Source organism: Paenibacillus sp. FSL R5-0713 (assembly GCF_037973325.1).
Taxonomy (GTDB): Bacteria; Bacillota; Bacilli; order Paenibacillales; family Paenibacillaceae; genus Paenibacillus.
In genome coordinates this window covers 2,701,855-2,720,414 of the sequence record NZ_CP150229.1, presented here as the reverse complement: position 1 = coordinate 2,720,414, position 18,560 = coordinate 2,701,855, and the positions used below count along the sequence as shown (strand labels likewise).

At 46.9% G+C, this 18,560-nt stretch carries 17 protein-coding genes; 2 read left to right on the top strand and 15 right to left on the bottom strand.

The window, feature by feature from the left end; genetic code table 11:
* Positions 1–76: 76 nt before the first annotated feature.
* Positions 77–643 (bottom strand): hypothetical protein, encoded by a 567-nt coding sequence (locus MKZ12_RS12485; RefSeq protein ID WP_339260649.1) that lies wholly within the window; start codon positions 641–643, stop codon positions 77–79.
* A 289-nt stretch (positions 644–932) separates the two neighbouring features.
* Complete coding sequence (locus tag MKZ12_RS12480) at positions 933–1,286, bottom strand: DUF3243 domain-containing protein (protein ID WP_310334611.1); 354 nt, start codon at positions 1,284–1,286, stop codon at positions 933–935.
* A 255-nt stretch (positions 1,287–1,541) separates the two neighbouring features.
* On the opposite strand from MKZ12_RS12480, the gene MKZ12_RS12475 reads away from it, so the two are divergent.
* Entirely contained in the window at positions 1,542–1,751 is a 210-nt protein-coding gene (locus MKZ12_RS12475; RefSeq protein WP_339260646.1) for a hypothetical protein, read from the top strand.
* A 135-nt stretch (positions 1,752–1,886) separates the two neighbouring features.
* Here MKZ12_RS12475 and MKZ12_RS12470 read toward each other — a convergent pair whose 3' ends face one another.
* The 12 genes from MKZ12_RS12470 to MKZ12_RS12415 all read right to left on the bottom strand — a co-directional run bounded on the left by MKZ12_RS12470 (position 1,887) and on the right by MKZ12_RS12415 (position 14,858).
* The gene (locus MKZ12_RS12470) at positions 1,887–2,798 is read right to left on the bottom strand and encodes an NAD(P)/FAD-dependent oxidoreductase (protein WP_339241910.1); all 912 of its coding nucleotides are present in this window, start codon (positions 2,796–2,798) and stop codon (positions 1,887–1,889) included.
* A gap of 165 nt (positions 2,799–2,963) precedes the next feature.
* A complete protein-coding gene (locus MKZ12_RS12465; protein WP_339260644.1) occupies positions 2,964–4,595 on the bottom strand; it encodes an S-layer homology domain-containing protein in 1,632 nt (543 codons plus the stop codon).
* Between the two features lie 215 nt (positions 4,596–4,810).
* Positions 4,811–5,410 carry a nitroreductase family protein gene (locus tag MKZ12_RS12460; RefSeq protein WP_339241906.1) on the bottom strand — a complete coding sequence of 200 codons (600 nt, stop codon included), beginning with the start codon at positions 5,408–5,410 and terminating at the stop codon, positions 4,811–4,813.
* Positions 5,411–5,563: 153 nt separating this feature from the next.
* Positions 5,564–5,812: a hypothetical protein gene (locus MKZ12_RS12455; protein WP_339260642.1), complete on the bottom strand. Its 249-nt coding sequence runs from the start codon at positions 5,810–5,812 to the stop codon at positions 5,564–5,566.
* Between the two features lie 136 nt (positions 5,813–5,948).
* Positions 5,949–6,806: an AraC family transcriptional regulator gene (locus MKZ12_RS12450; RefSeq protein ID WP_339241903.1), complete on the bottom strand. Its 858-nt coding sequence runs from the start codon at positions 6,804–6,806 to the stop codon at positions 5,949–5,951.
* Positions 6,807–6,877: 71 nt separating this feature from the next.
* Positions 6,878–7,426, bottom strand: coding sequence for a glutathione peroxidase (locus MKZ12_RS12445; protein WP_062833964.1), 549 nt, complete (start codon positions 7,424–7,426; stop codon positions 6,878–6,880).
* A 196-nt stretch (positions 7,427–7,622) separates the two neighbouring features.
* The gene (locus MKZ12_RS12440; protein WP_339241901.1) at positions 7,623–8,519 is read right to left on the bottom strand and encodes a carbohydrate ABC transporter permease; all 897 of its coding nucleotides are present in this window, start codon (positions 8,517–8,519) and stop codon (positions 7,623–7,625) included.
* Between the two features lie 17 nt (positions 8,520–8,536).
* The gene (locus MKZ12_RS12435) at positions 8,537–9,418 is read right to left on the bottom strand and encodes a sugar ABC transporter permease (RefSeq protein ID WP_339260640.1); all 882 of its coding nucleotides are present in this window, start codon (positions 9,416–9,418) and stop codon (positions 8,537–8,539) included.
* Positions 9,419–9,707: 289 nt separating this feature from the next.
* On the bottom strand, positions 9,708–11,024 hold the full coding sequence (locus MKZ12_RS12430) for an ABC transporter substrate-binding protein (protein ID WP_339260637.1): 1,317 nt from the start codon (positions 11,022–11,024) through the stop codon (positions 9,708–9,710).
* Positions 11,025–11,194: 170 nt separating this feature from the next.
* The gene (locus MKZ12_RS12425) at positions 11,195–12,046 is read right to left on the bottom strand and encodes a helix-turn-helix domain-containing protein (protein ID WP_339260636.1); all 852 of its coding nucleotides are present in this window, start codon (positions 12,044–12,046) and stop codon (positions 11,195–11,197) included.
* Between the two features lie 26 nt (positions 12,047–12,072).
* Positions 12,073–13,893: a histidine kinase gene (locus tag MKZ12_RS12420; protein ID WP_339241894.1), complete on the bottom strand. Its 1,821-nt coding sequence runs from the start codon at positions 13,891–13,893 to the stop codon at positions 12,073–12,075.
* 197 nt (positions 13,894–14,090) lie between these two features.
* Positions 14,091–14,858, bottom strand: a complete 768-nt coding sequence (locus MKZ12_RS12415; protein ID WP_339241892.1) for a helix-turn-helix transcriptional regulator — start codon at positions 14,856–14,858, stop codon at positions 14,091–14,093.
* Between the two features lie 151 nt (positions 14,859–15,009).
* Between MKZ12_RS12415 and MKZ12_RS12410 the strand changes: the two genes are divergently transcribed.
* Positions 15,010–17,286, top strand: coding sequence for an FAD-dependent oxidoreductase (locus tag MKZ12_RS12410; RefSeq protein ID WP_339260635.1), 2,277 nt, complete (start codon positions 15,010–15,012; stop codon positions 17,284–17,286).
* A 171-nt stretch (positions 17,287–17,457) separates the two neighbouring features.
* Here MKZ12_RS12410 and MKZ12_RS12405 read toward each other — a convergent pair whose 3' ends face one another.
* Positions 17,458–18,528 (bottom strand): glycoside hydrolase family 88 protein, encoded by a 1,071-nt coding sequence (locus tag MKZ12_RS12405; protein ID WP_339260633.1) that lies wholly within the window; start codon positions 18,526–18,528, stop codon positions 17,458–17,460.
* Positions 18,529–18,560: the final 32 nt, after the last annotated feature.

The window sequence follows — 18,560 nt, the reverse complement described above, 5'->3', positions numbered from 1 at the left end:
TTTGTCATAACCAAAAAGCATCCCTCACCGTTCCAATGAACCGGAGGAATGCTTGAATGATGAATTTCTTCTCATTTTATGGGATGTACTGCTGTACAATTTTGGTCACTTTTCCGTCCTGCACCGTCAGATGATATGGGAATACGGACAGGTCAAGAATACGGGTATTCTCATACAACGATTCGAACTTGGATAATGTCACAGGTTCATTCCATTGAATGTCTGCGCCCTGCATCGTACCGTCTCGATCATACAACTGCATCAACACTTCAGCATTGGCACTAACCTCAACCTGTTCCTGCTCTTTGCTATCATTAACAATATAGTAACCATCTGGAGCACCATCTATACCCGCTTCCGGATTGCGCTGTGCAAAAATCGCATCAGCTTCTTCACCCTGATACCAGCCAATCTTGTCCACTGTCATAAACAATTTGCCGTTTTCCATGTGCATACCTTCAACATAGGCTGTAAACATCTCGGAGTTCGCAACCTGTGCTTCTTTGTCAGAAGGCTGTTGGGCATCTGCACTTTCTTGAGCATTCGCAGGGGTAAGCAAATATGTAGTCAGCACAATCATGCCAAGTAAAGCAACAACTGCACCGATCATTCGTAGTTTCCATTGTTTTGCCGCGTTCTTCATAGGTAACATCTCTCCTTAATATGAACGTTACTATTCCTTAACCGGAAGTCTTCCTTATCAAACGCTCAAGTGAACTATTAATTCCAACATTCTCTCTTTTCCTATCATACTTGGAACAGTGAATATAAAAGTATCAGCCAGATTAAAAATAGTTACAATGAACGTCATTACTCCTGTCTGCAGTTTCCGAAAAAGATAAGAACCCCTGAAGTCTCGTCATTCAGGGGTTCTTGACTAGTACAAGATTCTTATGTTTATTCATGAATATGCTGAAGCATGTATATTAATCTTAATGATTGGTTGTGGAGTCTTGCGCCAAACGAACGAGCATATGAGCCAGCATGTGACGTTCATCTTCCTTGCCGACATTCCAGAGTTCCTGAAGCAACTTTTCTTCACGGTTACGAGGCTCTTCGTTCGCAGCCAGATGGTCAGCTACTTTCTGGGCAATTTTAGCCATCTGTTCTTCACTTAATCCGATAGACTCGCCCATCGCAATTCGTTTACCCAGATATTCTTTGAATGCATCAAAGTTCTGTAAAATCTGTTCTCTCTCTTCCGGTGCAATCTTTTCGATTGCATTGTCCACCTTGTCCGTTGAAACCTGACCATCTTTATGGATTACATGATTTTGTTCATTCATCTGAATAACCTCCTGTATATTAGTTGTTTATTGGTTTTAACCTTTAGACTCTATAATCAACTGGTTATCTATAATATAAACGTATTGCAGAAGTTTAATCAGCACGTTCACTTTTGTATATATCTTCTATGATAAGAGCAAGTACGCGTTTCAAAAGAACTACAGCGGTTAATCGTTTACATATGTGTAACGGTGTTTGGATATGTTAAAGAACACCTTACACCTTATATAATATCGAACCAGGAGGGATTTCCCATGCGTGATAAAACCAAACCTGAGAAAACAAAGGATGAACTTGAACCAGGCGTGAATACCGTTATCCATCCAGATAAACATAATCCCGGACCAACCGACATGATCGAAGGTGTGGTTGGCGATATCGTGGACAACATTCGGAAGGATTTCTCCCATGAATCGAAGGACGAGAAGGCTTCTTCCAAGTCAACAGATTCATCGGATAAATGATTGTCCTTTTTCCAGATGAAGTTAACCCAAAAAGACCTCCCGCCTATTCATGGCTTGGGAGGTCTTTTTGGGTCATGGAAAAATGATGTTCTAATTGTTCAAACTGAAATTTTATTTGGATAATGAAATCCACATTTAATCGTTTGCCATCTGCTGTAACGCCTTATGAATCCAGATCGCGGCAATGGAACCCTCACCCATCGCAACGGTTGCTTGTTCTGCGTGCAGTCCCAGATCCCCGGCTATCCACACATTCGTCGCTGCCTGCAAGCTGCGCGGATCAGCTTCTACATGTTTATTATCTGCGATCACAGCTCCAAGCTGCTCCGCCAGTTCATAGTGTACCCGATTGCCTCCAAAAGCGATAAAGCCTCGCTCAGACTCAAAGATCTGTCCATCTTCGGTCAGAACACCGGTGATATGACCATCCTCAATCTGTTGCACTTCCTGAACAGCCGCTTCCAGATAACGAACGCCCGCCTCTTTCATGCTGCGATGAAGCTCTGCAGATATGGCGGTCTGCTCATGATTGATATATAACAGATCATTTGTACGCTGAATTAAGATCATTGCCATATGGGCACCTGCTTCACCAGACCCCAATAGCACCGTACGTTGATCCTGAATCTCATAACCATCACAATCGGGGCAGACATAGACTGTTCGGCCAAGGGTCGGGGTTAATCCCGGAATATCCGGAACTCGATCCGATAGCCCCGTTGCCAATAACACCGTTTTGCTCCTATATTCAACGCCGGATGTACCTAACAATTGAATCTTCTCTCCATGACGGCCTGCTTGCACAATACGATCTTTCTCAAAAGATACACCTGTCCGCTCTGCCTGCATCCTGCCTCGGGCTCTGAGCTCTTCACCGGATATCCCATCGGGGAAACCCAGGATATTATGGTACGTCCGACACAGGGTTGATCTGCCTTCTCCCGCGTCGATGACCAACACCTGATGAGCTGAATAACGCCCAAGCTGAATGGCTGCCTGAAGCCCTGCGAGCCCTCCACCTACAATTATGCAATCAACCTCTCGCATGCTCCTTCTCCTCCTAAACTATATCTATATTTTGTCCTTATATACATTAAACCGTTCAGCCAAGCTTAAACGATTCCTCATATTGCTTATCTTATACCAAAACAAACAGACCCAAACCATCCGCCTGTATCACGGTTCGTTTAAGTCTATAAGATTCATGATTGCTTAGAAGTTATAAGATTCAAATCGTGATGCATTCGAAATGGCGTTCCATACATCGGCTGTTTCGCCACCCATATACCAGTATGCCAGTCCAGCAATTTGCCGTTGCTCACTCATCAGCACTTTGGCTGATAACGAACGACTATCCTCTGCCCATATATATCTTGGCATTCCATTACTGTTGTACCCGATAAGGTATTGAACCAGACTTGCATCCCATCGTCTTACAGATCCTATAGCATGCGCACGTGTTCCCTGTTCTGAGAATGTAATGTCCCAAGAACTACTTGCCGGATCCACTGAAGACCAGTCTCGTGTATATAACGGAAGGGCCAAAATGGTTTTGGCACGTACCACCTCGGAGAGCATGGTATCCAGTGCCTTTTCCACCCATGGAAGAGACGCCACGGATCCTGCTATCGGATCACCGTTCCAGTGTTCCTCATATCCCATTAGCACCATATAATCCGATACAGCGCCCAGTTTGGCATAATCAAATGCATCCGTCCAATCTGTACCCAGATCTGGTGATACATCCACAGACACCACTGCACCCAGTGCGTGCAACGTAGCCGTCAAGGAGGTGACAAATGCCGTCAGCCCTTCACGATCCGCAGGATCAACATTCTCGAAGTCCACATTAATGCCGTCCAATTTATAGGTTTTGACATAAGAAGCTACCTGTGAGATCACTGCCGCTCGGTTGGCTGAACTGGATAACATCTGATGGGTAAGTGCCGAATCAGAACGATTCCCAAGCAATGGCCATAACTGCCTGTCAGTGGCGGATGCCCAGGAGATCAATGCAGGGTCCGTGTGATCCGTTACTTTCATACTGCTATTCAGGAAAAACCAGCGTGGGACGAGCGTATTCACTTCAGACTGTTCCACCTGCTTCTTGAATTCAGCGGTAGTGGAATTATATTGCCAGCCCAACTGAACGCCGAGTTCATCTCCACGCTGTAACTGTTCAGACCATGTTTTCTTTTGTAAGATCGCACCAAGCATGACCGCAGCTTCTTCGCGCGTTACTTGATCATGCGGTCGGAACATGCCTCCACTTCCCCGCATCAATCCAAGTTGATACACCGTCTGCACATAAGGACGTGCCCAGTCCGAGATATCCGCTGCGTCGAAATACGTTGAAGATAAAAGTGACGTCTCTACGGGCTGTTGTTTTAACATCCGAACAAGAAGAGCAGCCGCTTCTTCGCGCGTAATGGACGCATTAGGCTGGAACGTTCCCTGACCCTTTCCCTCCAAAATGAAAAGATTCGTCATGGCAGCAACGTTGCCGTAATACCAGGCATTTATGCTAATATCCTGATAAGGATTGATATTATTTTTAACGGGCTTCAAACCTAGCAATCTCACCGCAAACGTCGCAAATTCTGCACGAGTGACGGCTTTCTTCGGTTCAAATGTAGTCTCTGACGTACCGGCAGCAATGCCTTTGTTCACCAAATGTGTAATGGCATCCTTGGCATAACTCGTACGGGTATCCTGAAACTGTTGCTGCACGGCTGCAGCCTGAACGCCAGAACTGTACCCAGCCACCGACCCAAGTGTTAATAACCCACATACAGCTATCTTCCACATACGTTGATTCGTCATGTCTATTAATCTATTATTCACATCAAAAAGCCTCGCTTCATTGGATTACGATCAACTAACATCGTATCAAATTGAAGCGAGGCCGTATGTGGTTAAATGTTGGGAAATGCGAAGCTTACTTAAATCAATTTCATAACTCATTAAAATGAATTTATGTAACTAGATATAGACAAATTGAAACATTTTGATCTATATCTAGCCTTGATTAAAGCAGCTAAAGGTATTATGAAATTGATTTACTTGTGTACTTTTACGCGCTCTTCAATCGGTTGGAATTGTTTCTCACCCGGTGCTGCCGTTGGTTTACCAAATGGCATCTGAGCGATCAATCTCCAGTTCTCAGGAATGTTCCACTCTTGCTTCACTTTTTCGTCAATCAACGGATTGTAGTGCTGCAAAGATGCACCCAGACCTTCTTGTTCCAGAGCCGTCCAGATTACCAGTTGCAACATACCGTTGGATTGGTTCGCCCAGATCGGGAAGTTATCTGCATAAGCTGCAAAATTCTGTTGAAGCTGTGCGATCGCATTGTTATCTTCGAAGAAGAGAACCGTACCATATCCGCTGCGGAATCCAGTCATTTTCTCTGCTGTGGATTTGAAAGCTTCTTCATTACCTACCACTTCACGCAAAATTTCTTCTGTGTGATTCCACAATTTATCATGTTGTTCGCCGAGCAGTACAACCGCACGGGATGTTTGTGAGTTAAAGGAAGTTGGTGTATACTTCACTGCTTCTTCTACGATTTCTTGGATTTTAGCATCCGAAATTGTAGATTCCTTGCTGATTCCGTAATAAGATCTTCTGTTTTTCAACGCATCAAAAAAAGTAGTCATTCTTATTCGCCTCCCAAATTTTTTTCATTTGCCAACATAGTAACTATAATATAGTAACATACATTAGTCAACAAACTAATTTATTTTCACTTAATATACATTCACTGATAATACTTCACAATTTTTTCCTCAAACAGCCATTATTGTTATGCTTCACTCGCCTTTTTTGCGATAATCCGCCCGGTATTTCTCTTCGGTCGACGAGTTGCTTTTGGTTTGATCCTTGTTCTTCTCTTCCTGAGCCTCCATATTCAGATCTTCCATCGGAATTGGATCTACAGTCTGTTCTTCTTCATAACGGTCAAGCAGACTTTCGTGCTCTGTCTTATATTGTTCAGGATTGTCATGGGATTGTTCCTGACGGGTATCATTGTTATTCTGATCCGGTGTGCGCTGTTTCATTCATAATCGCCTCCTGTGGTTTCATTACCTTTCTTTACCTGTTCTGCGTGTGCTCTAAACACAGTGATACGCATTCCGCGAACGAAAATCAACAAAAAAAGCCAACCAGACAAGCTGGTCAGCTTACAGAAGACTTCTATGATTGACGATGCAATTGGGTACGGTACAGATCAGGCGAACATCCCACACTTTGTTTGAACATCCGGCTAAAATGCGAAAGTCGTTTGAAACCGGACAATCGACTAGCTTCCGTCACCGTGATCTCTGGTTGGAACTGAAACAAAAGCTTGGCCTGATTGATACGACGGTCATACAGGTATTTGAATACCGTCAAACCTGTCATTTCCTTAAACATGCCTGCCAGATATGGCTTGGAAAGATGTAATTCCAGTGCCAAATCATCCAGACCAATATCCTTCATATAATGTGTATCGACATAACGAATAATATGCTGGACATGCCGCTCCTTCTCCGATGAGGGAAGTTGTTCTTCGACATCACCCTGGCAGATCTCTGCTACAAAATATAACAGATCACACAGTCTGACATTCATGCGCTCTTGTCTGAAATGGCTCTGACTCTGAGACAGACGATGAAGATCATGCAATAGAGCTTCAAATTCAGAACGGCTATCCCCCGTCAGATTGACCCGGCAATTTCTGAGTTCTTCAAATGGCCTCAGGACCTCAACTATGCGGTCAGCATGCAGACTACTTCGTATGGCAGACGGATCAAAATGCAATGTGCTTCGCTCATAAGTACTGCCAGGCTTCGGATGTGGTCGATGAAGCGTCAAGCCGTGCATTAACACCAGATCACCTGGCTTCAGGTTGTATACCCGGTCTCCTATAATGTAAGTACATTCTCCATCATGAAAATAATAAATCTCATAATGTGGATGTGAATGGAATCCATCTGACTTGCCCGGATTATATACACTGGTGGAACGATAACTATACTCCAGTGAAGCACTAAATTGCATCATGCTCGGCATATTCATGCACCTCCTGTTCGGAAGAGGGAAACGATTCTTGTCATGCCCCTGTATGAGATATCAAAGTGAAATTATAGAAGCTGTTTAATACTCTCTTGAATCTCGTCAATGGAGTCGATCGGTTCGAAGCGTCTAACCACACGACCTTCTGCATCAATCAGGAATTTCGTGAAATTCCATTTAATTGCATCTCCATGTAACCATTCTGGCGCTTTATCAGCCACCATCAATTTCAATAGTTTGGCCTGTATATCGGTTTCATCAAAGCCAGCAAAAGGTCCAGATCTTTTCAAAAAGTCGTAGAGCGGGTGCGCCGCTTCTCCATTCACGTCCAATTTGGAGAACATCGGAAATTTCACACCATAGTTAATCTGGCAGAAGGATTCTGCTTCCGAACTGCTTCCAGGCTCTTGCTCTGCAAACTGGTTGCATGGGAAACCAATAATCTGAAGTCCTTGATCCTTGTACTGATCATACAGCTTCTGCATGTCATCAAACTGGTGCGTATATTTACATTTACTTGCCGTGTTTACGATGAGGACAGGTTTTCCTTCATATTGATAGAGTGGGAAACGCTCTCCACTGGTTCTGGTTACGGTAAAGTCGTAGATGGTTGGCATAAGTCTAGTGCACCTCGCGATAGTTATGTAGTCATTCAGCATCATAGTTCATTGTTAATTATATACGAAGTTTGAACTATTGTATTGCGGAAAGATCGTTATTCTCCCTTTCGACAGAAAACCCTTCCGCCGCGAAGATCACTTCGTTCAGCAAAAGGGTTATATTAAGAGAACACATTGAACATTGGTAACAGCTTCAGCCCTTCACGGCACTTCCAGCCACGCCTTGAATAATGTAATGCTGGCCTACCAAAAAGACGATAATCATCGGTATAATACCTGCCGTGGCAGCGGCCATCATGCCGTTGTAATCCACGTTGTTCTCCAGAATAAAGTTCTGCAGACCAAGCGGCACGGTATACAGGTCTTTGTCGATGAGAAACACAAGCGCATTCTCATAGTCATTCCAGTGCCAGGAGAAATCAATGATCGCAAGTGTAGCCAGCGCTGGCTTCGCCAAGGGCAGAATCAATCTAAAGAATATGCGTAGGTGACCTGCACCGTCGATGAATGCCGCTTCCGAAATCTCCGATGGCACCGACAGGAAGAATTGCCGAAGCATAAACACCCCAAAGATCGTGAACATTCCAGGCAGGATCAGGGCCCAATGCGTATTATAGATGCCGACCCATTCGAACATGAGGAACTTGGGCACAAAGAGCACCTGCGGGGGCACCATCATCATCGAGAGATAGATGAGGAACAGTGTCTCCCGTCCTTTGAATTGAATTCTTGCGAAGCCATAAGCTGCAAACGCCGAGAGAAATACAGCTCCGATCGTGCTAATTAGTGATATTTTCAACGAGTTCAGATAATACGTAGCAAAGGTATCCGCTCCGCTCCAGACCTTAATGTGATGCTCCCAGTTCAGGCTGGAGGGTATCCATTGGATGGGATAGGTGAATACGTCCGCAGGAGATTTGAACGACGTGCTAATCATCCAGATGAACGGCATAATCATCAGCAAAGCAAACCCGGACATCAGAAGTGTCAGTATGATTCTTCGAATCTGGGTTAAGGACTCCATGCGGAATTTACCTTTAGGTGCATGCGGAGCTGTGGGCTTCGCGTTTGCGGCAATTGATTTCTCCATAACGATCCCTTCCCTCCTTAATAGTGAACCCAACGTTTCTGTCCAACCCACTGCAATACTGTGAAGACCATGATGATGGCAAAGAGCGCCCAGCTAATAGCAGCAGCGTATCCCATCTCGTAATAGCGGAAGGCATTCTGGTAGATAAAAAGTGACAACACTGTTGTACTGTTTCCCGGCCCACCCTGAGTAATCGCCTGAATAATGCCAAAGTTTTTGATCGTCATAATCAGTCCTGTTATCAGCAGTAAAAAGGTCGTTGGGCTCACAAGCGGCCAGATCACTTGACGAATGGTCTGCCAAGGGCGGGCTCCATCAATCTTTGCAGCCTCAACTAATTCCTCCGGGATCTCCTGCAGAGCTGCTAAATAAATAATCATGTTGTACCCCAGCATGAACCAGATCCAGATGATATCAATCGCATACATGGACCATTCAGTTGTCGATAACCAGCCAGGTGGATTTGTAATACCGATCCCCCGCAAAAAACCGTTAATCGGCCCCGATGTTGGCTGGAACAGCAGCATCCAGACAAAGGCGATCGCAACGCCGCTGGTGATATAGGGCATGAAATAGAGGGCACGCAGTGTTTTTTGCCAGTACACCGACTTGTTCAATGCAACAGCCACGATAAATGCCAACCCCATCGATACTGGAACCGCTAACAGAAATACAAATGTATTTCGCAGTGCTACCCCAAACAGATCATCATTCAACATACGGCGGATATTGTCCAGCCCCACAAAATGTGTCTCCGGGCTCATGAATTTGTAATCGGTGAACATGAGATAGAATGAATAGACAGCAGGTATAATAAAAAACAACAGCACGCCAATCATATTGGGCCCAATAAACAAATACCCGAGCCTGCTCTGCCGTTTCATCCAGGATTTATGCATATGCTCCCCCACTCCTTAACATCTGTTCTGGAATTAAGCATAACAAGATGTCCTTTCACTTTTAAGGAACATAACCTCTTTCCTGGTATCACAGAACTATGTATTTTGGCAGTGACCTTCGATATGAAAATAACATGGAATTGTTCTATTCCTTTAGTCGGGTTAGCCCTAGCTCATGTCATACCTCTAATGCTCTTTTGGGTCTATTCATCTATTGGTCCAGTACTTATATAGAAAAGAAAAAAACCGCCCCATTGGGGACGGCCTTCGGACTCATTGCTTTTGCCTTCTATTGATTCTGCTTCAGCCAGTCATTATGGCGTTTGACCATGTTTTGTACCGTAACTTCAGCAGTCTGGTTACCAAGGAAGAACTTTTCATACTCCTGTGCACGCAGATCGACTACCTCTTGCGCAATGCTGCGGACAAATGTAGGTGTCTTGTCACCGTACAACACAAACTCCAGTGACTCTTTGTCATAAGAATCGGCATAATCACCGAGCAGATGATCAATAGCCGTCTGTTGATCAACCGCATTCGAGGACGGCAGACGTCCACCGGCAGCCATCGGCATCATCCCTCCATCGGCGTACCATTTCAGAAACTCCCATGCGGCTTCTTTATTTTTCGACTTGGAATTGATCGCGATAAAGTCACCAAGCCCTCCACTCTTCACCATATCTGCTTCCTGTGCAACCAATCTCGGTACCGGAGCAAAGGCGATTTTCCAATCACGTGGAAACTCGGTCATGTTGTTCGACGTGCGAATCAGCCACTCCCCAATGTTAATCATGGCGGACTCACCACCAAGGAACATATTCTCCACGGGCATTTTGGAAGTCAGCTGTTCGCCGAGTGGAGGTGTAGTTGCATCCTCCTTCATCATTCCATTCAAAGTCTCCAGCCATTTGGTAACAAGCGGATCGTCGAGATTGGAAGTTCCGTCTGCCTTAACATAACCGTTCTTGACCAGTACAGAATCGAGCGGGTCCACATAGGAAGCGGTATGCTGTACTAAACCGTACTTGAAACCAACATTCTTCAGCTTGAGTGCATATTCTCGGGCTTCATCCCAAGTCCAGGCTGTGGGTACGCTCAGTCCCGCTTGATCAAGCGCTTTCATATTTAAGGCGAAAAAGGCCGCATTTTTCTTGGTTGGCATACCGTAATATTTACCGTCTACTTTCCACGAAGCCGCGTCTTCTCCCATTTTCTCGTCAATGTTGTAGTCCTTGAACTCACCGAGATCCAATGCCGTCCCGCCCTTAATGCGTTTATCGAGATTCGTCAGAGTGTAATTGACATATAGGTCAACGTTCTGACCGGTGGACAGTGCCGTATCCAGCTTCAGATTACCGTCGTCGTCATTCACAAACCGCACATATTCCACTTGAATGTCAGGATGCTCTGCATTCCAGGTATCCACAACTTCCTGCGGACCATTCTCCGGCGGCACTGCGCCCCACATGGTAAGCTTCACTTTTCCCGCTGCTGCTCCACCCCCGTTATCTCCACCGTTCGTCTCATTTTTACCAACACAACCAGCAAGCAAGCCCAGCATCAGCACACCAACGATGAACCCTGTTAATCCTTTTCTGATTCTCATCTGGTCACATGACCTCCCTGAATTGAAGTGATACCTTCCATAACATCGTAGCAGGGACCTTGCTGGGTTCATAAGATACATATCCATGATTCGAATGGAACAAAAATACGGATTTACCCTACCTTACCTAGACACTCGAGTACACATATTCCTTCTATTCATCCTGTGAGTCACGAGCGATGGCGATACTGACTGGGCGTGCAACCGGTCCAACGCTTGAATATTTTGATAAAATAATTATCGCTTCCGAACCCTACCCGGTAACCAATTTCCTGTACCGGAAGGTCTGTCTCACGCAAGTATTCCGCCGCTTTCTCCATCCGTACCCCATGCAGATAATGAATCAGGGTATGGCCAGTTTTCTTTTTGAACAAAGCACTCACATAATTCTCCCCCATCATCACGTAACGCGACATGGATTTGACGGTAATGTCCTGATCGTAATGCTGCCCAATATACTCAATTATTTTGCTAATCTCCGGATGCTTAACAACCGGCTCACGCACAGGTGTAAATGGAAGATCGATTGCAGACGGCGGCGCGGAAGAGACGGTTAGAGAATCAGTCGATGCAGGCGTAGATGTTAGAACTGGTGTGGATGATGGCTCTTCATAATGCGTTGTCTCTGTCCGGGCTTCAGCTGAGGCTCCCAGTTCCGCACTTACCTTACGGAGTGTATCACGCAACGAATTCACACTCATCGACAGCTTCAGAATATAATTCGAAGCCCCGTACTCCATTGCACGGCGTACATACTCGAACTCCCCCATACAGGTGAGCATCACAAACTTGGTTTTTAACCCGGCCTGACGCGTCTGTTTGAGTAATTCCAGACCATCCATACCCGGCATGACAATATCGGTTAGTACAAGATCAGGTGCATCCTGTATGATCATGGCAAGCGCTTCGGTTCCATTACCGGATTCTCCGATGACCGTGAAGCCCAGCTCTTCCCAGGAAATAATCTCTCGCACCGACTCTCGTACAAATACCTCATCCTCTACAAGTAATACCTTCCACATGCCAGATTCCCCTCTCCAGTAGTCGGCTAGTCTGATCGCTTCTGTACATAAGGCGTCGACAATAAAAAAGGAATGCTGAACCTCACTAATGTCCCCGGTTTGGTATCAATCACTTCAAGTTCACTTTGGCCTTTGAACAGTAATCGCAATCGTTCCCTGAGGTTGGACAGACCAATCCCCGGACGCGTGCGGGTTGTCTGCTGACGCCGGGATTCCTCCATACCAATTCCGTTGTCTGCTACCTCCAGCATCAGCATTCCTGTGTCTTGCCTATATATCCCGATGCGGATTTGTCCAAGTTGCTCCATTGGTCCCACACCATGATGAATGGCATTCTCCACAAGGGGCTGCAAGCTCAGCTTGGGTACCAGCGCATACTCCAGCTTGTCGTCAAAGTCACAAGTCACCTCAAAGCTATCGCGGTAACGAATCCGCTGAATATGAAGGTAGGCTTGAACCAGTTCAATCTCGTCCTTCAGGTATACCAATTCGACCTGTGAATTCAGGCTGACCTCCAGTAGTTTGCCCAAGGAAACACACATCTCGGAGATCTCCTCATTCCCGCTGCGTATCGCACTCCATTTCATTGTATTCAATGTATTCAGGAGAAAGTGCGGATTCATCTGGGCGAGGAGCATGTGAAAATGTACCGCTTCCTTCTGGCGTTCTTCTGCCTTAAGTCTGTTAATCATCTGATTGGCATCATCCAGCATCGTATTGAAGGTACGCGTCAGCTCCAGTACTTCCCCACGACTGCGGCCTTCGGGAATACGAATCTTGAGGTTTTTGCGGACAACCTCTCTCATCTTATTCTGTAAGTGCGACAAGGGGCGCGTAAATGTAGCCGAGATCATAAAGGCCATCACTACAAATGCGCCTGTGAAGCCAAAAAAGGTCAGAAAGTAACGCTGTTTAAGCTCAGATATCTCTGTAAACAGAATGGACAGCGGAATGCGATTCACCATATACCAGTCCAGTGATTCAATGTACACGTAGTTAATCAGCGTATCCGAGGCTGGGTCAGTCAGATAAGCCTGTGCCGGATGCAAAGCTATTTCACGTGTAACTTCCGGGGACAGCGCCGCTGTTTTGGATGATCTGGCTATGGTCTCTCCACTTCCTGTAATAAGATAATACTCCTGATTAGTTTGTGAATCTTTCAACATCGTTTGGAACCAGTACGAGTAATCAATGCTGATCCGAGCCAATCCGTACCGTTTCCCACCGCTATCTTTCATATAGGCATACAGCGACAACAGATACGGGCTGGAGGATAACTCCCGGAGCACAGGATTGGTATCCCGTGCATCCCAGCGATAGAAAAGTTCTTCCGGTTGAAGCGGGTGCGAATCTTTACCCCCTTTTGGAATGGATATTTCTCCAAGACGTTCGCGGAATTGCTCCAGATAAGGGCCATAAGCCAGTGCTGTTTTTGGCAAATACGAAGTGTAAACGCTATCATAAAAATCCAGCAGAGTGAAGTACACCGAGGGATTATATAGAAAGAAACTGTTGTTAATCATCTTGAACTTTTCTTCCACCAGTGACTTGTTCTCCAGCGGCGTACGACTGTCCGGGGAAGTTAGCACACTTCTTACCGCAGAATCCTGTTCCAGAAAAATGAGCGTTTTGAACGCAATGCTCATCTGATCCTCCAGAGAGCGGTACATCTGCACCAGCTGCTCATGGCTCTGTTCACTGATTTTCTGCTCAACCAGGGATTCAATCTGCTGATAATTGTAGACATTCAATGCACTGAACGGCAAGAGAATCAACACCACAAATGCACCAAACAGACGGTATCTGAGCCGCTGTGGCAACCAACGCTTCCAGTTTGGCTTCTTCATTCTTATGTGCTCGCTCCCCTGTAATTAATGACCCCATTATAGCACCTGCCTGCCATTTACAGCCGGAGTCGAATGATTTGCATGGATATGTGTTATTCGTGGCTTGTATCCAAGTGAAATGCACAGATATGTTCTATTGGTGAAAGAACGAATGAATCGATGGTTGATTGGTTGGTTGGTTCATTGGAACCTTCATCTCACACTTGATGTCGTCTCCGGTACTCCGAGGGGCTGATTCCTATGGTGGACGAAAATACACGGCTCAGATAAAATCCGTTCTCATATCCACATCTCTCGGCGATCTGCGTAAGGGTCAGACGGCTATCTGCCAGTAAGGCTTTTGCCTTTTTGAGACGAATCGCCTTCAGATAATCGGAGGGTGTCTCTTGAAAGGCCTCCCGGAACCTTCGGGTGAGCTGGACTGGACTCAATGCCAGATGTTCGGCCAACGTTCGCAGGCTAACTGCCTCTCCTGCCCACTCTTCCAACAATGCTGCCGCTTCAGCCATCAGAGCATCCTCCGTGAACTTCGTTTCCATTAGCCCACTCTGTCTGCGCTCCCATTGATATAGCCGCCACAAATCCAACATCAAATGGGTTTTCCATCCTGTTGAAGCCTCATCGTTGTCCTCACTCGCCTGACGAAGGTAGGCATATGTTGAAGCCAGACGCTTTGTATCATTAATTAGAGATTTTCCAATTGGCGGCAGAAGGTTCTCCCCGTCTGTGGTGTTACAAGAGAACTGCATATAGTGAAACGTCAGCGGGGTTACCGTCTCTCTGCGAAAAGCAACGTGGGGTGGGCACAACACCAGATCAGCAAACCCCGCCTCTCCTGTCAGTCCATCAATCTCGTAACGGAATACTCCCTCTTCAACGGCAAAAACCACCCAAGCGTCGTAGATATCTTCTGCGAGCGCAAATGTAGCTTTCTTCTTCCAGTAGATGTGATTAAGAAGCTCCATGACACACCTGCCTTTGTTATGAAATAAAGTATATGCTCGATGATAATATAGTGTATTTGAAAAGTAAATATATAGAACTAATATGAAATTATAGATATGAAATATGAAATCTAAGCTTAGGCTCATCCATATTCATGAGAGAGGTGTTTGTATGAAGCACGAACTCGTTAAACCGGATATCACCGTCATCGGAGGCGGGCTTGCGGGCGTATGTGCTGCGATATCTGCTGCCCGGCTGGGCCAACAGGTCGCACTGATACAGAATCGCCCCGTACTTGGCGGCAATTCCAGCAGCGAAGTACGCGTATGGGTCTGCGGCGCTACCGCCCACGGGATTAACCGTTATGCCCGCGAGACAGGCATCATGGGGGAACTATTTGTAGAGAATCAATATCGTAATCCGGAGGGCAATCCTTATCTCTGGGACTTGGTCATTCTGGAAGCCGTCCGAGCTGAATCCAACATCAGCCTGTATCTGAACACGGATGTCCATGAAGTTGAGGCCACAGGGGATGGCGAAGAACGTATGATCACCTCTGTTACCGGGTGGATGATGGGCTCTGAGCGCAAAATCCGATTTGAGAGTCAGATCTATCTGGACTGTACAGGCGATGGACTGGTTGGTTTTCTGGCAGGTGCCAAGTTTGCGCTCGGCCGGGAAGCCCGCAGCGAATATGGTGAAGAATGGGCACCTGAGGTTGCCGATCAGATCACGCTGGGCAGTACACTGCTCTTTTACACCAAGGATACCGGTGCACCCGTCCGTTATATCCCACCTTCTTTTGCCAAGGATATCACACAGACGAGTATTCCAATTCGCCGGGTCATTCGCAGCGGGGATTCCGGTTGTCATTACTGGTGGATTGAATGGGGCGGTGAACATGATACCGTACACGACAATGAGCTGATCCGTGATGAGCTGTGGTCCGTGATCTACGGGATCTGGGACTATATCAAGAACTCCGGGAAATTCGATGCCGATCATATGACGCTGGAGTGGATCGGTTCTCTTCCTGGCAAAAGGGAGTACCGCCGCTTCACGGGTGACCATGTGCTCACCCAGAACGATATTATCAGCCAGCAGGAGTTCCCGGATGCCGTAGCTTTTGGCGGCTGGTCCATCGACCTGCATCCCCCGCAGGGCATGTATGCCGAAGCGAGCGGCTCGAAGCATATGCATGCCGATGGCGTGTATCACGTGCCGTTCCGCTCGCTGTATTCCGCGAATGTGCGGAATATGCTCATGGCCGGACGCGACATCAGCGCATCACATGTCGCCTTCGGCACAACGCGCGTCATGGCCACATGCGCGGTCATCGGCGAAGCCGCGGGTACGGGCGCAGCGCTCTGCGCGGCCATGGGGGTGTCGCCGCGCGAGTTGTACGCGAGGCATCTGGCGGCGCTGCAGCAGACGTTGCTGCGGCAGGACGCTTCCATCATCGGGGTGCGCAGCCGCGATGAGCTGGATCTGGCCCGGTGTGCCAAGGCTTCAGCCTCCAGCACGCTGACGGGCATCGCTCTTGAGCAGCCTGGGGAGACGTACCCGCTGGGTGCGGATGTTGCCCTGCTGCTGCCCGTGCAGCCTATGCTCAGCGGCCTGGAGCTGCTGCTGGATGCATCCAGCGATACCGTGCTGACGGTAGAGCTGTGGGATACGGGGCGTAAGGAGAATTACGTCCCCCATACGTTACAAGTTACGGCAACCGTTAATGTTGCAACGGGAACCAAGCAGTGGGTGAAGCTTCCGCTTGAATGGCAACCGGAAGAACCGCAGAATGCATTTATTATTATCCGGGCGAATGAAGACGTCACCCTCTACCATTCCACGGAGGCACACAGCGGGGTGCTGATTTTCTTCCGAACAGAAGAGAACCATGTGTCCAAAAATCTGGAGGATCATGCCACGGATCAGCCCGTTGTATTATGGTCCATGCAGGGGTTGGCGCGTCAGCCATTCTGCTGTCGTACCCTTTCTGAGACAACGGCCTATTTACCAGAAAACACAGTCAACGGTTACCATCGCCCTTACGGCGGGCCACAGCAGTGGATGTCCCAGCCGATGCAGTCTGGCAAGCCGGAATGGGTGCAACTCACATGGGAAGAGCCTCAAGCCTTGGCTGAACTGCACTTGACCTTTAATGATGATGTGAACGAGGATCTGGTTAATCTGCATCACCATCAGACAACATTCCGCGTCATGCCTGAACTTGTACGTGATTATCGGGTGGAGGTATTGAGTCGGTCTGGGGAGTGGATTGAGATCGTAAGTGCAGCGGAGAACCGCAAAAGGAAAGTCATTCATCGTCTGGATACAGCTGTGCATACACAAGCGCTTAGGGTAAACATTGATACCACCAATGGCAGCAAGTATGCGGAGTTGATCGAGATTCGGGCCTATGGGGAGTCAACGTTGACAGGCAAGAGCTAAACGCAAAACACATTAAAATAACCCCCTGGTATTCTTATGAATTCCAGGGGGTTATTCCAATGCCTTTAAAGTAGAGAATATTCATAGGATGATAGAACAAATAAGTGCCCTTTCAAGCAAAGGAGGATAGAGGAATCGGTATCCCTATCCTCCACACAAGCCCGCCTTATTTTATTCGGTGGCTGGAACCCGCAATCCCTCAATCAAAATAAACAACGTAAGAGCTTGTCCATAGCCCATCGGACTAATCGGTATATCTTTATAGAACTGGGTATCCTGTCCCACAGGGGTCCCGTAGGATACCTGTTGTACAACTCCGTTATCATCAATTTGCCGCAGCACTGCTTCAAGTGCTCTCGTACCGGTATCGCGATAGGACTCGTCCAGGTATCCGTACCGGATTCCCTTGAGAATCCCGTATCCCATCGCTGCCGTAGCGGAGGTTTCTTGGTACGATTCAGGATCATCCAATACGGTGTGCCACATCCCGTTCTCACTCTGAAGCTTGCTAAGCGCTCTAATTTGAGCGTTCGCTGTATCCAACAGATAGGCCTTCAGCCCATCTTCAATGGGGATGATATTCAGAAAATCCATAACCCCCGCCGTATACCATGCATTGCCTCTTCCCCAGTGAACTGCGCCATAATTATGATTTTCGTTGAAATCCCAGCCGTGATAGAACAGCCCGGTTTGTTTATTGTACAGGTATTTAATATGCACAAGGAATTGCCGCTTGGCTTCTTCCACATAGGCTGTTTTCTTAAAATACACCCCAGCTTTGGCCAGAAATAATACCGTCATAAAAAGGGTGTCGATCAGAATCTGGCCATCGTTGTCGTCTCCTGTGATCATATGCTGGAATGCACCGTCTCCGGTTCGTAGCAGTTCGTCCATAATCCAGCTGCTCCATTCTTCACAGACACGTTCATATTCCTTGTTTCCGGTCAGTTCGCATAGTGAAATCAACGTAAGCAGCGGAGCACAGGTATTCACATTTTTTTCTGGTAACCCCTCCAGCAGCCTTGCATTGTACCATGATTCGAGAAATTCTAGTGCTTCGGCATCCTTCGTGGCTTCATAGAACTGAAGCAGACCATAAAGGCCGACACCTTGCGGCCATTCCCATAGGTGGATGTCGATTAGTCCAATGGGAAATTGTTCGTTGATGCTTGTATTTTTCATCGATTTCATCGCATCGGATACCCTGCTTATTTTCTCCAGAAGAACTTCTTGATTCGGCATGATTGTTTTCACTCCCTAGATTTATTGCTCAG

Bases quoted from the DNA above. Each gene is read 5' to 3' on its own strand.
- MKZ12_RS12485 (WP_339260649.1), bottom strand. From the start codon at position 643: ATGAAGAACGCGGCAAAACAATGGAAACTACGAATGATCGGTGCAGTT.
- MKZ12_RS12480 (WP_310334611.1), bottom strand. From the start codon at position 1,286: ATGAATGAACAAAATCATGTAATCCATAAAGATGGTCAGGTTTCAACG.
- MKZ12_RS12475 (WP_339260646.1), top strand. From the start codon at position 1,542: ATGCGTGATAAAACCAAACCTGAGAAAACAAAGGATGAACTTGAACCA.
- MKZ12_RS12470 (WP_339241910.1), bottom strand. From the start codon at position 2,798: ATGCGAGAGGTTGATTGCATAATTGTAGGTGGAGGGCTCGCAGGGCTT.
- MKZ12_RS12460 (WP_339241906.1), bottom strand. From the start codon at position 5,410: ATGACTACTTTTTTTGATGCGTTGAAAAACAGAAGATCTTATTACGGA.
- MKZ12_RS12455 (WP_339260642.1), bottom strand. From the start codon at position 5,812: ATGAAACAGCGCACACCGGATCAGAATAACAATGATACCCGTCAGGAA.
- MKZ12_RS12450 (WP_339241903.1), bottom strand. From the start codon at position 6,806: ATGCCGAGCATGATGCAATTTAGTGCTTCACTGGAGTATAGTTATCGT.
- MKZ12_RS12445 (WP_062833964.1), bottom strand. From the start codon at position 7,426: ATGCCAACCATCTACGACTTTACCGTAACCAGAACCAGTGGAGAGCGT.
- MKZ12_RS12440 (WP_339241901.1), bottom strand. From the start codon at position 8,519: ATGGAGAAATCAATTGCCGCAAACGCGAAGCCCACAGCTCCGCATGCA.
- MKZ12_RS12435 (WP_339260640.1), bottom strand. From the start codon at position 9,418: ATGCATAAATCCTGGATGAAACGGCAGAGCAGGCTCGGGTATTTGTTT.
- MKZ12_RS12430 (WP_339260637.1), bottom strand. From the start codon at position 11,024: ATGAGAATCAGAAAAGGATTAACAGGGTTCATCGTTGGTGTGCTGATG.
- MKZ12_RS12425 (WP_339260636.1), bottom strand. From the start codon at position 12,046: ATGTGGAAGGTATTACTTGTAGAGGATGAGGTATTTGTACGAGAGTCG.
- MKZ12_RS12420 (WP_339241894.1), bottom strand. From the start codon at position 13,893: ATGAAGAAGCCAAACTGGAAGCGTTGGTTGCCACAGCGGCTCAGATAC.
- MKZ12_RS12415 (WP_339241892.1), bottom strand. From the start codon at position 14,858: ATGGAGCTTCTTAATCACATCTACTGGAAGAAGAAAGCTACATTTGCG.
- MKZ12_RS12410 (WP_339260635.1), top strand. From the start codon at position 15,010: ATGAAGCACGAACTCGTTAAACCGGATATCACCGTCATCGGAGGCGGG.
- MKZ12_RS12405 (WP_339260633.1), bottom strand. From the start codon at position 18,528: ATGCCGAATCAAGAAGTTCTTCTGGAGAAAATAAGCAGGGTATCCGAT.